A 14698-nucleotide genomic window follows, 5' to 3' on the forward strand; every position below is an offset into this window, starting at 1 on the left:
TCACACGCAAATCAACGGCGTGACCAATGTTTCGTTGTTGCATCGTGACGGGAGAAAATATGGACAGCAGTAAACGGCAGTTTCTCCAGCAACTTGGCGTCCTGACCGCTGGCGCATCACTGGTTCCGCTGGCTCAGGCGAAATTTCCCTTTTCGCCTGAACGCCATGAAGGCTCACAACAGCATCGCTACGCCATGCTGGTTGACCTGCGACGCTGTATTGGCTGCCAGGCCTGTACCGTCAGTTGCGCCATTGAAAACCAGACGCCACAGGGCGAATTTCGTACCCTCGTCAACCAGTATCAAGTACAGATTGACGGTCAGCAAAGTGTCACCAACGTCCTGCTGCCACGACTGTGCAACCATTGTGATAATCCCCCTTGCGTGCCCGTTTGCCCGGTACAGGCCACTTTCCAACGCGAAGACGGCATCGTAGTGGTCGACAACACACGCTGCGTTGGCTGCGCCTATTGCGTGCAGGCCTGCCCTTATGATGCGCGATTCATCAACCATGAAACGCAAACCGCCGATAAATGTACCTTCTGCGTTCACCGCCTCGAAGCGGGGCTGCTTCCGGCCTGTGTAGAATCCTGCGTCGGCGGCGCGCGCATCATTGGTGATATTAAAGATCCACACAGCCGCATTTCACAAATGCTGCATGAACACCATGACACCATCAAAGTCCTGAAGCCGGAAAGCGGTACGTCTCCTCACGTGTTCTATCTGGGACTGGATGAGGCATTTGTCACCCCATTGATTGGACGTGCTCAACCCGCTCTCTGGCAGGAGGTTTAAATGAACCATTCACTAATTATCGACGAGGTTCTGGCCCATCCCCAGGACGTAAGCTGGTTACCCTGGGCCGTACAATATTTCTTTTTCATCGGCATTGCCGCCTGCGCCGCACTGTTTGCCTGCGTTCTCCACTGGCGCAAAAAAGAAACGGCAGATCTGGAGAATCTGACGCTGTTAATCGCCCTGACCTGCGCGATTACCGCACCGCTGGCGCTGACCGCTGATCTACACCAAACCGCCCGCGTCTGGCATTTCTATGCGTATCCGACGCCCTGGTCCTGGATGCCGTGGGGCGCACTGTTCTTACCGCTGTTTACCGGTTTTTTAGGTCTGTGGTTTCTGGCGCAGCACGTTAAACGGCTAACGCTAAAAAGTTACAACGTCACAAAATGGTTAGCACTTGGTAGCGCATTGTCCGCCATCGGATTGCTGGTTTACACCGGCCGTGAAGTGTCGGTGGTGCAGGCGCGGCCCATCTGGTTCAGTTACGCCTTTCCGGTTGCGATGTTCCTCAGCGCGCTGCAAACGTTTCTTGCCCTGCTTATTGCCACGACAAATAGCAAAGGCGTACTGCCGCGTAAGCTAGCGTGGGGGCAAATGGTCACGTTGATCACACTGGCTATCGTGGTGTTGATCTGGGCGAGCGGTAATACGCTTTCCGGTTCGGCTATCCGCCAATGGCTGGATGTGGCTTCTTCAGCACAACACTACGCTATCGGTTGGGTTGCGTTATGGCTTGTTTCACTTGTTCTTTGTGGGTTGGTTGTACGTTACCCCTTGTCGCTGCCGCTGCGCATATTACTCGCTTTTAGCGCCATGGCGCTGTGCTGGCTAATGCGCTGGACGTTACTCATCCAGGTGCAGACCGTACCGAAATTTAACGCGCAGTTTAATCCCTACACCCTGCCCAGCGGCACCGATGGCTGGCTGGCCATTGTGGGTACCTTCGGCCTGTGGATAGCACTGATTATTATTGTTCGTGAAGCCCTGAACGCGATCGCAAGGAGAATGCAACATGGCTAATTTAACCCGTCGTCAGTGGCTTAAAGTGGGCCTTGCCGTAGGTGGCATGGTGACTTTTGGCCTGAGTTATCGGGATGTGGCAAAGCGCGCGATAGACGGTTTGCTGGATGGAACCTCGGGCAAAATTACCCGTGACCGCATCTTTGCAAACGCGCTCATCCCTGAAGCCAACGCCCGGCCGCACTGGCAGCAAAACCCGCAGCAGGTGATCTCCATGACACAGTGTTTTGGTTGCTGGACGCAGTGTGGCGTGCGGGTTCGCGTTGACACTGAGCAAGGCAAGGTGCTGCGCATTGCGGGCAACCCTTATCATCCGTTGTCGCACGAGCACCATATAGACGCCTCCGTCCCCTTTACCACGGCAATGGAACAGTTGGCCGGGGAGTCAGGTCTTGACGCACGTTCCACCGCCTGCGCCCGTGGTGCAACTTTACTCGAAGGTCTGTACAGCCCGTTACGTATTCTGGAGCCCATGAAGCGCGTCGGTAAGCGCGGTGAGGGAAAATGGCAGCGCATCAGCTTCGAACAGCTGATCAAAGAGGTGGTGGAAGGCGGAGATCTGTTTGGTGAAGGCCACGTTGATGGTCTGAGAGCCATCCACGATCCCGCTACACCGCTTGATGCGAAACATCCCGGCTTTGGCCCAAAATCCAATCAACTGCTGGTCACTAATACCAGCGATGAAGGACGTGATACCTTTCTACGTCGCTTCGCACTGAACAGTTTCGGCAGTAAAAATTTCGGTGCTCATGGCGCTTACTGCGGTCTGGCCTATCGGGCCGGTTCCGGTGCGTTAATGGGCGATCTGGATAAAAATACCCACGTGAAACCAGACTGGGATAACGTCGAATTCGCGCTGTTTATGGGCACCTCTCCGGCGCAATCCGGCAACCCGTTTAAGCGCCAGGCCCGCCAGTTGGCCAGCGCCCGTTTACGTGACGACTTCCGCTATGTTGTGGTAGCGCCCGCCCTGCCATTAACCACGGTGCTGGCTGACGATCGCGGCCACTGGCAGCCCGTACGACCGGGAAGCGACTCCGCGCTGGCGATGGGGATGATAAGCTGGATTATCGATAAACAACGCTATAACGCTGATTATCTCGCCATTCCCGGCGTGCAGGCCATGCAGCAGGCAGGAGAAAAAAGCTGGACTAACGCCACTCATCTTGTGATTACCGATGAAATTCCAACACTTGCCGGACAACACCTGACCCTCGCCCATCTGAGCACAAACGCCGCCCAGGAGCCGGTGGTCGTCAACGAGGCCGGTGAGATTGTCGCCGCCAACAGTTGCCCGCGTGCGCAACTGTTTGTTACCCGCGAGGTGACGCTGGCTGACGGGCAGACGGTAACGGTAAAAAGCAGCTTCCAGTGTCTACGAGAGTCCGCAGAGAAACTGTCGCTAACGCAGTACAGCCAGCAGTGTGGGGTGTCAGAAGCAGACATTGGCGCTCTGGCCGACGCATTCACCCGCCACGGACGTAAAGCGGCAGTAATTACGCACGGCGGAATGATGGCAGGCAATGGATTTTATAACGCCTGGTCGGTAATGATGCTCAATGCGCTGATTGGCAACCTCAGTCTTGAAGGCGGTGTGTTTGTTGGTGGCGGCAAATTCAATGGTGCCACCGACGGTCCGCGCTACAACATGGACAGCTTCGCCGGGAAGGTAAAACCGAAAGGGTTAAGCATCGCGCGCAGTAAAACCGCTTATGAGTCTTCCGAAGAGTACCGCAATAAGGTAGCTGCCGGACAATCCCCCTTCCCGGCTAAGGCCCCGTGGTATCCGTTTGTCGCAGGTCAGCTTACCGAACTCCTCGTCTCGGCGCTTGAAGGTTACCCTTATCCGCTGAAAGCCTGGATCTCAAACATGACCAATCCGTTCTACGGCATTGCAGGGTTGCGCGCCGTGGCGGAAGAAAAGCTCAAGGATCCTGCTCGTTTGCCGCTGTTTATCGCGATTGACGCCTTTATGAACGAAACCACGGCGCTGGCAGATTACATCGTGCCGGATACCCACAACTTCGAAAGCTGGGGATTTAGCGCTCCGTGGGCAGGCGTGGCCAGCAAAGCCACCACCGCGCGTTGGCCTGTCGTCAGACCTGCGACCAGCCTCACGGCTGACGGTCAATCGGCCTCGATGGAATCTTTCTGTATCGCAGTGGCAAAGCGCATTGGGCTACCTGGATTCGGCGACAATGCGATTACCGATCCGCAAGGTAATCACTATCCGTTGAATCGTGCGGAAGATTACTACCTGCGCCTCGCCGCCAATATTGCGTTTATGGGCAAAGCCCCGGTTGCAGAGGCACAGCCGGAAGACATAGCGCTGACCGGAGTACAGCGGATCATGCCTGTGATGACCCAAACGCTGAAACCCGATGAAATCAGCCGAGTTGCGTTTATCTACTCCCGCGGCGGGCGCTTTGCGCCGGACATCAGCGGACGAGTTGATAACCGCGTCGGCAATGCCTGGGAAAAACCGCTCCAAATCTGGAATGCGAACGTCGCCGCGCACCGTCATGCAATTACCGGCGAGCGCTACAGCGGTTGCCCGGCCTGGTATCCTTCACGTCTGTCTGATGGACGTGCGGTCGAGGAGTTGTTCCCGGAACAAGAGTGGCCGTTGAAACTGATTTCCTTTAAATCCAATACCATGTCCAGCGCCACGGCGGTTATCCCACGCCTTCATCATCTGAAACCGGTTAATCTGGTGGCGCTCAATCCGCAGGATGGTCAGCGGTATGGTTTAGCACATGGCGATATCGTGCGTATCACCACCCCTGGCGGTCAGGCGCAAGCGCAGATAAGTCTGCTGCATGGCGTCATGCCGGGTGTCATCGCCATTGAACACGGTTACGGGCATAAAGAGATGGGCGCAGCTCAGCATACGCTCGACGGCAAGCCAATGGCATTTGATGCACAGATAAAGTCAGGGATTAATCTCAATGATTTGGGCTTTGCGGATCCTACCCGGCAGGTTGCCAATACCTGGCTTGACTGGGTGTCGGGTGCGTCGGTACGTCAGGGGTTGCCAGCGAGAATTGAGCGAGTTTAGCTCTGCGTGAACGCGTTTTACCCGGCCTACAAGACGTCGTAGGCCGGATAAGGCACTGCCGCCACTCGGCAAAAAGCGGATCAGTTATTAACCGGGATCACCGCGCCTTTATATTTAGTACGGATCCAGTCCTGGATTTCTTTGGAGTGCAGGACATCGACCAATGCGACGATATCCTTCTTCTTCTCGTCGCCACGATGCACGGTAATGATGTTGGCGTACGGGTTGTTTTCACCGCTTTCAACGGCAATCGGATCTTTCACCGGATCCAGCCCGGCGTCGATGGCGTAGTTGGCGTTAATCACCACCGCATCGCCTTCGTCGTTGTTATACATCTGCGGTAACAGCGCGGCTTCCACGTTTGGCAGGAACTTCAGCTTTTTCGGGTTTTCGACGATATCGCTAATGCGCGCGGTTACTTTATCCACGCCCGGCTTCAGCTTAATAACACCCTCTTTTTCGAAAATCGACAGAATACGGCCTTCCTCAGATACCGCATCGCGCATGATGACTTTGCCGCCTTCCGGTAGTTCTTTAAGCGATTTCACTTTTTTCGAATAGATACCAATTGGCTCAATGTGAATTGCTCCGGCGCTGACGAAGTCATACGTTTTATCGCCCGCATGATCTTTAATCACACTGTTCAGGTACGGAATATGCTGGAAGTAGTTAGCGTCAATCTCACGACCAGCCAGCGCGGTGTTCGGCAGAATGTAATCCTGGAACGGTTTAATCTCCAGATCGATCCCCTGTTTCGCCAGAATCGGTTTGGCCTGTTCAAGGATCTCCGCGTGCGGCACGTTAGACGCACCAACGGTCAGAGTGTCTGCCCACGAGGCAAAGCTCAGGGCGCTTAAGGTCGCTGCGGCGAGTAACGTCAGTGATTTTTTCATGATGATGGTTTCCGTATTTTATTAGCGTTTATCTAACAGAGAGGTGATCACATCGCCGCAAAGCTGGATGATGAAGACAATGAGCAAAATCGTCACCGTCGCCACCAGCGTGACGTCGCTGTGGTTGCGCTGGAATCCTTCCAGATAGGCCAAATTCCCTAAACCACCGGCACCAATTACCCCTGCCATCGCGCTGTAGCTAACCAGCGCAATTAGCGTCACGGTGATCCCGGACACCAGAGCAGGAGAGGATTCCGGCAGTAAAACCCGAAAAATAAGCGTGCTCAGCCGTGCGCCCATCGAACGTGTCGCTTCAATAACGCCTTTATCAACTTCACGCAGAGCGATTTCGACCAGACGTGCATAAAACGGCGCAGCACCGACGATCAGCGCAGGCAACGCGGCATTGGCGCCGAGAATGGTGCCTACCATCGCTTTGGTAAACGGGATCAGCAGCACGATCAAAATGATGAATGGGATTGAACGAAAGATATTCACCACCAGCGAAATAGCGCTATATACCGCTCGGTTGGGGAACAATCCGCCGCGCGCGGTCAGGAACAATGCCAGACCAAGCGCGATGCCCAGAATAAAGGTCGCAGCACCCGAAAGGGCTGTCATATACAGCGTTTCCTGGGTTGCCGCTAACAGTTGCTCCCACTTCAGATGGGGAAACAGTTCTTCAGCCATGTTGAATCACCTCGCCTTCAATGTCGCTCTGGCGCAGGTCGGCCAAAATATTGTTCAATTGTTCCTCAGAGGCCACCACGTGCACCCAAAGTTGACCAAACACACCGTGTGCGGTTTGCGTCATTTTGCCGTGCAAGATATTGAATGGCAGCCCATAGCGCAGGGTCAACTCGCCAACCACAGGCCGGTGCGTGCGTTGCCCGGTAAACGTAAGCTTGATAACTACGCCGTCAAGCTCGCTTGCCAACTGCGGATTAAACTCGTCTTCCTCGGTGTACTGGCTCACCTGACGAACGAACTGTCGGGTGATCGGCTGCTGTGGATGGGTAAAGACGCTAAGTACGTCGCCTTCCTCAACAACTTTGCCATTTTCCATTACCGCCACGCGATCGCAGATTTTGCGTACTACGTGCATTTCATGAGTGATCAGCACAATGGTCAATTTGAAGCGACGGTTAATATCGAGGAGTAAATCGAGGATCTGATCGGTAGTTTGCGGATCCAGCGCCGAGGTGGCTTCGTCACACAGCAGGACATCCGGATTGTTCGCCAGCGCGCGGGCAATTCCTACACGCTGTTTTTGCCCGCCGCTGAGCTGGGACGGATACGCATTTTCACGACCGCTCAGCCCAACCAGCGTAATCAGTTCAGCAACCCGCTGTTTGATGGACGTTTTGGACGCGCCAGCGATTTGCATAGAGAAAGCAATATTTTCGCTAACGGTCCGTGACCACAGCAAATTGAAGTGTTGAAACACCATGCTGATTTTCAGTCGTGCCTGGCGTAACGATTCCCCACGGGCGGCAGAGATATCGTGGCCGTTAATCATCACGCTGCCTGAGGTCGGTTTTTCCAGCCCATTGAGCAAACGAATTAAGGTGCTTTTACCTGCTCCGCTGTAACCAATAATGCCGTAAATCTGTCCCTGTTCAACCGTCAGGTTGACGTCATCGACAGCGGTAATGGCAAGCCTGCCTGGCGTAAACACTTTCGAAATATTTTTCAGGACAATCATGTCGTTTGGGTATCCGCTGCTGCTTATTGTTCTTCTGCTATCGCTTTTGGCTGTTTAGCAGTATGGATGTCCAAACAAGTGTAATCAGCGGAATGGTCTTTTAAAATGAATTAAAAAGTATTTGATATAACATTTAGATATATATGTCGCGAACACTGAACAAATATCCGTTCTATCCCAGCCACGATGATGGAAAAACTCCTGACATTTTTGTTCACTGTTTTTTTTATCTCAACCCATATCAATTTATAACTGAATCGAGCAAGCCTGCATCTTTTAAATGAGATATAGGAAGTTGCAAAAATAATATATGACTGCGCTCACAAGATATCGTCCATTAATTGTAAACATATAAAAATAAAGAACGTGTAATCCACTTTTTATTATTCTCAATAATTTGGTTTTGCTTCCGGTTTACAGCATGATCTGTGATTCATTTCACCACATGGCAACATTACTATAAATACAATTCAGCAAAATACACGGAGGCTTTAATGTTTAAAGAAGAAAGGCGTACATCTATTCTTAACTTGCTCATCAAAGATCATAGTGTCAGCGTGAGCAAACTCGCCGTTCTTTTTAATGTTAGCCAGGAGACTATTCGTTCAGATCTTTGTTATTTTCAGAAAACAGGTATGCTTTTGCGTTGTTACGGTGGTGGTATTGTTAACCGCCAGGCATTAAGCAAGTTGATAACAGAAAATAAAATTGATATCTCCGGCACAATTTCAACTCCGGCAAACAAAGATTTTCGATTACATAGAGAAGGCACGAAAATGTCGGGAAAAGTTTGTATTTTAGGTTCATTTAATATTGATGTATCGGCTACCGTCCCCTGGCTTCCGCAAAGCGGCGAATCAATCCTCGCAAGCCAGTTCGGTTTTTATCCAGGAGGTAAAGGTGCTAATCAGGCATTGGCCGCAAATAATGCTGGCACCGACGTCCACTTTATTTTTAAAGTAGGTAAAGATCAGTTTAGCTCTTTTGCCCTCAATCATATTATCCAATCTGGTATAAATTCATATTGTGCTTATCAGACTGATGATGCACCCACCGGAAGTGCATTAATTTATGTTTCAGAGCAGGATGGTGATAATATCATTGCTATCTATCCTGGTGCCAATATGATGCTAACCAGGCACGAAATTAATGAACAGCAGGGTCATATATCTGAAGCTAACGTTTTGCTAATGCAACTGGAGACTAATATCGATGCTATTGAATAATTTGTTCGCTTGGGTAAATTAGCAAACAAGACAATTATTTTGAATCCGGCACCTTATACCAAAAATGTTAGCCGTTTATTACCTTCAATAGATATTTTAACACCTAATGAAACAGAAGCATCATTTTTATCGGGTATTACAATCTTAAATATTGATGATGCCCAAAAAGCAGGGAATATCATTCTGCAATCAGGCGTTGAGAAGGTCATTATCACTCTCGGCGCACAAGGATCATTACTGTGCGAACGCCACCGTACTTTGTTTATCCCAGCCTGGAGTGCCGTCGTCAAAGATGCTGCGGGCGCGGGTGATGCATTTAATGGCGCACTGGCCGCCTCACTTGCCCGTAAATCAGACCTTGTATCAGCCATTCAGTATGCCTCTGCCTTTGCTTCACTGGCAGTTGAACAAGAAGGTGCATCGAGCATGCCGCAGCATGAGCTGGTACTACACCGGATGCGCACTCAATCGCATGATATTATTAATATCAAATAATAGGATCTTAGTATGAAAATTTTATTTATCGGTGAGTCATGGCATATTCATATGATTCATTCTAAGGGATATGACAGCTTCACATCCAGTAAATACGAAGAAGGCGCTGACTATCTATTATCCTGTCTGCGCCAGCAAAATATCACTATCGACTACATGCCAGCGCATATTGTACAAACCCGCTTCCCGCAAACGGTAGAGGAACTTGATATATACGATGCTATCGTGATTAGCGATATAGGCAGCAATACCTTTTTGTTGCAAAACAAAACTTTTTATCAGATGAATATCATCCCGAATGCGTTAGCGCTGATTAAAGAATATGTCTCAAATGGCGGCGGTCTGTTAATGATTGGCGGATACCTTTCCTTCACCGGCATTGAAGCGAAAGCAAATTATAAAAACACCCTGCTGGCCGAAGTTTTGCCTGTCGAAATGCTGGAGCATGATGATCGCGTTGAAATTCCGGAAGGATGCTGCCCAATCAACACGGAGGAACAGCATGTCATTACGCAAGACCTGACACAGTGGCCCCCCTTGCTCGGTTATAACAAATTGCGTGCCAAGGTAAACAGCATCACGTTGGTCAAAATAAATGACGACCCACTATTAGTTCTCGGTGAGTACAATAAAGGCAAAGTCGGCTGTTTTGCCAGTGATTGCGCACCGCACTGGGGAAGTCCGCAATTTATGCAATGGGAACATTACAAGTCATTCTGGTGTAACGTTCTGCAAGCAATTAAAAAATAAACGCCAATCTGCAGGTGATTATTGAATCACCTGCCCTTTTCCCTCCGTATCGGTTAAAAATATGCAAAGTCACTACAAATATGGTGAAATGTTTTGCGATAGCATATTAACCAGCTATCGTATTTATGGCGACCCGGCATCTCAATTAATGCCATTAATTATCTTACACGGCGGTCCATCAGGCGGTTTTGATTATCTATTAAATTATCATGAGCTGTCTGATGATGGACGCATGGTGATATTTTACGATCAATATGGCTGTGGTCGTTCGACGCATTTTCCGCTGGCGGATGCCTCATTCTGGACAATAGAACGTTATCTTCAGCAACTTCGCCAATTAATCAGTCATCTGAATATTGGTCAGCGATATTCATTACTCGGACATTCCTGGGGAGGTATGCTGGCAGCAGAGCACGCCTGCACGCAACCGGAAGGGTTGAGTGGTGTGATATATGCCAGCGCTCCCGCCAGCATCCCACTTTGGCAAAGCGAAGTACTGCGATTGTTTAAAGAACTCACGACTGGCGCTGATGCAATGTCAGACGATGCCATTATGCAGGCAAAAATCTATCAGCATCCGCCTGAACAACTTATTGCCTACTACAAAAAACATGTTTATTCCCTGGCGCAAGAACCGCTGCATATTCAGCGTTCTGATGCGCAATTTGCCGCCGATCCCACCGCCTACCATGTGCTATGGGGCGCGAATGAACTTGCGGTGTATGGCTTGCTGGCGCAGTGGGACATCACCCGTTCATTGCACAAGATTCGATGCCCAGGATTAGTCCTTCATGGTGAGTATGATCAGGCGACATCACAGGTCGTTCAACCGCTTATTACCCATATAACCCACTGTCGGGGTGTCACGATTCCTGACAGCAGCCATAACCCACATGAAGAAAATACCGAGCCTTGCCTCACTGCTGTCCGTGAGTTTTTACGAGGCCTTGATTAACACGAATTGAGGTGTTTACTATGAGTAAAATAAAAAAGTTATCTCTCACAGATTTGGTGCTGTACGGGCTGGTATTTATGGTGCCGATCGCGCCGGTTTCTCTATATGGCGTCGTATATAATTTATCTCATGGCATGGTCGCGCTCGTGTATATTATTGGCGCTATCGCGATGTTTTTTACCGCCCACAGCTATTCAACATTATCAAAGCACATCTCATCCTCCGGGTCGGCTTATACCTATGCAGGCGTGTGCATCAACCCCGCTGTGGGTTTTCTCACCGGATGGATTTTGTTGCTGGATTATCTGTTATTCCCTACGCTGGTTGCCGTCCTGGGCGGTGTTGCTGTTCATGCAATACTTCCGCAAATACCGATTTGGGTATGGCCGTTAATTTATGTGGCTATCGGAACGGGCATAAATTATTTGGGAATACAACAAACGGCTAAATTCGACAAACTGCTGGTCTTTATTCAACTCGGTATTCTGGCCATTTTTGTGGTGCTGATTTTGCGACTGCTGATGCTTGATAGCAGCCACGTGTCATTTTCTTTCAAACCTTTTTTTGATTCTCAGTGGTTTACGCCTGGCTTAATTGCTACCGCGATCTCTGTTGCGGCGCTCAACTTCCTCGGATTTGATGCCATTAGTACCCTAAGTGAAGAAAGCGAAGGCGGCGGGAAAGCAGTCAGTAAGGCAACCCTTCTCGCCCTTATCCTGGCCACCGTGCTGTTTATTATTGTGGTGACCTTTGCCGCATTCGCTACGGGTAAAATCGACAGTTTTGCGGAAGGTACAGAAACTAACGAGGCCTTTTTCACGATTGCAGGCGATGTTGGCGGCATCTGGCTTAAAGTTGCATTTTCTATCATCGTAGCGTTCGTTTGCGCAGTCGGGAATATCATTACGGCGCAAACCGCCGTATCGCGCGTCCTGTTCTCTATGGGGCGAGATAAAATGTTACCCACATTTCTGGCGCATGTGCACAGTAAAAGAAAAACACCTGACTATGCAATTCTGTTCACCGGGGCTGTGACACTATTCCTTAGTTACTTGTTTTCCGGGAAAATTGAATCCATATCCACCCTTGTCAACTTCGGTGCGCTTTTCGCATTCTTTATGGTGAACCTGAGTGTCTTCGTGCTCTACAACGTAAAGATGAAAGAGCATCGTCGTTTTGTCCCTCATGTGATTTCTCCTGTGCTGGGGATGGTCGTCATTGGTTATGTCTGTATGAATATGAACATTCACGCGCTGACGCTCGGGGTTATCTGGTCTGTAATCGGTCTGGCGGTTTTGTGGTATCGGAAAGCGCATAAGCAGGACATCCATATCGATCTTGAGGGGCGAAAGCTGCTCGACTAAGGCTGAATGCTGAGTTTGCAATACGTTATTTTTTTCTTGTTGCGCAACACCGTCTGAAGTTGGGCGGTGTTTTGTTAACCAACCCGAAACAATTTAATGCTGATTCTTTGTAAAACTGCACAGAAGTGTTTTGAAACGCTGTTTCCATTTTCCTTTTTGATAATTTTCAGCGTATAATGCGCGCCAATTGTCTCTTGAATGGTTTCAGCACATTGACCTGTAAAACTCAACGACTACAAAACTCACCATCCCGTTGGGCTGAAACACAAGCACACATTCCTCTGCACGCTCTTTCGATGTCACCTATCCTTAGAGCGAGGCATCACAACTTTCGTAACTCAGGTTTAGCTTCCCGTCCGTGCGCGGCGGGAGCCAGATTTCCATATCCTTCTCAACTTAAAGACTAAGACTGTCATGAAAAAGACGAAAATTGTTTGCACCATCGGTCCGAAAACCGAATCCGAAGAGATGTTAACCAAAATGCTGGACGCGGGCATGAACGTCATGCGTCTGAACTTCTCTCACGGCGACTATGCAGAACACGGTCAGCGCATCAAGAATTTGCGCAACGTCATGAACAAAACCGGCAAGAAAGCAGCAATCCTGCTCGACACCAAAGGTCCGGAAATCCGTACCATCAAACTGGAAGGCGGTAACGACGTTTCCCTGAAAGCAGGCCAGACCTTCACCTTCACCACCGACAAATCTGTCGTAGGCAACAACGAAATCGTTGCTGTTACTTATGAAGGCTTCACGAAAGATCTGTCCGTCGGCAACACCGTTCTGGTTGACGATGGTCTGATCGGCATGGAAGTTACCGCCATCGAAGGTAACAAAGTTATCTGTAAAGTGCTGAACAACGGCGACCTGGGCGAAAACAAAGGTGTTAACCTGCCGGGCGTTTCCATCGCACTGCCAGCACTGGCTGAAAAAGACAAACAAGACCTGATCTTCGGTTGCGAGCAAGGCGTTGACTTCGTTGCAGCGTCCTTTATCCGTAAACGTTCTGACGTCGTTGAAATCCGTGAGCACCTGAAAGCGCACGGCGGCGAAAACATCCAGATCATCTCCAAAATCGAAAACCAGGAAGGCCTGAACAACTTCGACGAAATCCTCGAAGCGTCTGACGGCATCATGGTTGCGCGTGGCGATATGGGCGTTGAGATCCCGGTTGAAGAAGTTATCTTCGCGCAGAAAATGATCATCGAAAAATGTATCCGCGCACGTAAAGTCGTTATCACTGCGACCCAGATGCTGGATTCCATGATCAAAAACCCGCGTCCGACCCGTGCAGAAGCCGGTGACGTAGCGAACGCCATCCTCGACGGTACCGACGCAGTAATGCTGTCTGGCGAGTCAGCAAAAGGTAAATACCCGCTGGAAGCCGTTACCATCATGGCGACCATCTGTGAGCGTACTGACCGTGTGATGACCAGCCGTCTGGACTTCAACAACGACAGCCGCAAACTGCGCATCACCGAAGCCGTTTGCCGTGGCGCGGTTGAAACTGCTGAAAAACTGGATGCGCCGCTGATCGTCGTCGCAACCCAGGGTGGTAAATCTGCTCGTGCAGTACGTAAATACTTCCCGGATGCTACCATCCTGGCGCTGACCACCAACGAAACTACCGCGCGTCAGCTGGTGCTGAGCAAAGGCGTTGTTGCACAGGTGGTTAAAGAAATCAGCTCTACCGATGATTTCTATCGCCTGGGTAAAGAAGTCGCTCTGGAAAGCGGTCTGGCTCAGAAAGGTGACGTTGTGGTTATGGTTTCTGGTGCACTGGTTCCGAGCGGCACCACCAACACCGCATCCGTTCACGTGCTGTAATAATTCCATCGCGAATTAATTTGCTTAAAAAAGCGCCCTGGTGGCGCTTTTTTTATTTAATCGATAGCCACAATTAATAAAAAATCAAATCGGATTTCACTATCTAATCCGTGATTATCTAAGATGAATCCGATGGAAGCTTTCTGTTTTCACTCGGTTTTTTAGCCGTTTTTGCACAATTCGATGCTTCTTTGAGCGAACGATCAAAAATAAGTGCATTCCCATCAAAAAAATATTCTCAACATAAAAAACTTTGTGTAATACTTGTAACGCTACATGGAGATTAACTCAATCTAGAGGGTATTAATAATGAATCGTACTAAACTGGTACTGGGCGCGGTAATCCTGGGTTCTACTCTGCTGGCAGGTTGCTCCAGCAACGCTAAAATCGATCAGCTGTCTTCTGACGTTCAGACTCTGAACGCTAAAGTTGACCAGCTGAGCAACGACGTGAACGCAATGCGTTCCGACGTTCAGGCTGCTAAAGATGACGCAGCTCGCGCTAACCAGCGTCTGGACAACGCAGCTACTAAATACCGCAAGTAATAGTATCTGTGTAATAAAAATGGCGCACATTGTGCGCCATTTTTTTTGCTCTGAATTCCCCT

12 protein-coding genes and 1 pseudogene are annotated in these 14698 nt (G+C 49.9%); 10 read left to right on the forward strand and 3 right to left on the reverse strand.

Annotation, left to right across the window (positions count from 1 at the left end; genetic code table 11):
- Positions 1 to 59: 59 nt before the first annotated feature.
- The 3 genes from ttrB to ttrA are packed head-to-tail and all read left to right on the forward strand — an operon-like array spanning position 60 to position 4875.
- Positions 60 to 794: a tetrathionate reductase subunit TtrB gene (gene ttrB / locus OGV74_RS12305; RefSeq protein ID WP_353622705.1), complete on the forward strand. Its 735-nt coding sequence runs from the start codon at positions 60 to 62 to the stop codon at positions 792 to 794.
- Positions 795 to 1817, forward strand: coding sequence for a tetrathionate reductase subunit TtrC (gene ttrC, locus OGV74_RS12310; RefSeq protein ID WP_086504227.1), 1023 nt, complete (start codon positions 795 to 797; stop codon positions 1815 to 1817). It abuts the gene before it with no gap.
- Positions 1810 to 4875 (forward strand): tetrathionate reductase subunit TtrA, encoded by a 3066-nt coding sequence (gene ttrA, locus OGV74_RS12315; RefSeq protein WP_086504228.1) that lies wholly within the window; start codon positions 1810 to 1812, stop codon positions 4873 to 4875. The genes ttrC and ttrA overlap by 8 nt, the downstream gene beginning before the upstream one ends.
- Before the next feature lie 80 nt (positions 4876 to 4955).
- On the opposite strand, the gene OGV74_RS12320 is transcribed toward ttrA, so the two are convergent.
- The 3 genes from OGV74_RS12320 to OGV74_RS12330 are packed head-to-tail and all read right to left on the reverse strand — an operon-like array spanning position 4956 to position 7473.
- Positions 4956 to 5768 carry a MetQ/NlpA family ABC transporter substrate-binding protein gene (locus OGV74_RS12320; RefSeq protein WP_016150148.1) on the reverse strand — a complete coding sequence of 271 codons (813 nt, stop codon included), beginning with the start codon at positions 5766 to 5768 and terminating at the stop codon, positions 4956 to 4958.
- 21 nt (positions 5769 to 5789) lie between these two features.
- The gene (locus OGV74_RS12325; RefSeq protein WP_003029361.1) at positions 5790 to 6458 is read right to left on the reverse strand and encodes a methionine ABC transporter permease; all 669 of its coding nucleotides are present in this window, start codon (positions 6456 to 6458) and stop codon (positions 5790 to 5792) included.
- A complete protein-coding gene (locus OGV74_RS12330; protein WP_086504229.1) occupies positions 6451 to 7473 on the reverse strand; it encodes a methionine ABC transporter ATP-binding protein in 1023 nt (340 codons plus the stop codon). The genes OGV74_RS12325 and OGV74_RS12330 overlap by 8 nt, the downstream gene beginning before the upstream one ends.
- A gap of 494 nt (positions 7474 to 7967) precedes the next feature.
- Here OGV74_RS12330 and OGV74_RS12335 point away from each other — a divergent pair.
- The 7 genes and pseudogenes from OGV74_RS12335 to lpp all read left to right on the forward strand — a co-directional run bounded on the left by OGV74_RS12335 (position 7968) and on the right by lpp (position 14636).
- Positions 7968 to 9194 (forward strand): annotated as a pseudogene (locus tag OGV74_RS12335) (ribokinase).
- Between the two features lie 12 nt (positions 9195 to 9206).
- Complete coding sequence (locus tag OGV74_RS12340; RefSeq protein ID WP_003836572.1) at positions 9207 to 9944, forward strand: glutamine amidotransferase; 738 nt, start codon at positions 9207 to 9209, stop codon at positions 9942 to 9944.
- Positions 9945 to 10005: 61 nt separating this feature from the next.
- Positions 10006 to 10899 (forward strand): proline iminopeptidase-family hydrolase, encoded by an 894-nt coding sequence (locus tag OGV74_RS12345; protein ID WP_086504230.1) that lies wholly within the window; start codon positions 10006 to 10008, stop codon positions 10897 to 10899.
- Between the two features lie 20 nt (positions 10900 to 10919).
- Positions 10920 to 12263 (forward strand): APC family permease, encoded by a 1344-nt coding sequence (locus tag OGV74_RS12350; RefSeq protein WP_003836577.1) that lies wholly within the window; start codon positions 10920 to 10922, stop codon positions 12261 to 12263.
- 212 nt (positions 12264 to 12475) lie between these two features.
- Positions 12476 to 12670: a protein YnhH gene (gene ynhH, locus OGV74_RS12355; protein ID WP_242637968.1), complete on the forward strand. Its 195-nt coding sequence runs from the start codon at positions 12476 to 12478 to the stop codon at positions 12668 to 12670.
- Between the two features lie 7 nt (positions 12671 to 12677).
- A complete protein-coding gene (pykF, locus tag OGV74_RS12360) occupies positions 12678 to 14090 on the forward strand; it encodes a pyruvate kinase PykF (protein WP_086504231.1) in 1413 nt (470 codons plus the stop codon).
- A gap of 309 nt (positions 14091 to 14399) precedes the next feature.
- Complete coding sequence (gene lpp, locus OGV74_RS12365; protein ID WP_003029373.1) at positions 14400 to 14636, forward strand: murein lipoprotein Lpp; 237 nt, start codon at positions 14400 to 14402, stop codon at positions 14634 to 14636.
- Positions 14637 to 14698: the final 62 nt, after the last annotated feature.

Source organism: Citrobacter sp. Cf116 (assembly GCF_030336505.1).
In the GTDB taxonomy this organism is placed as follows: Bacteria; Pseudomonadota; Gammaproteobacteria; order Enterobacterales; family Enterobacteriaceae; genus Citrobacter; species Citrobacter freundii.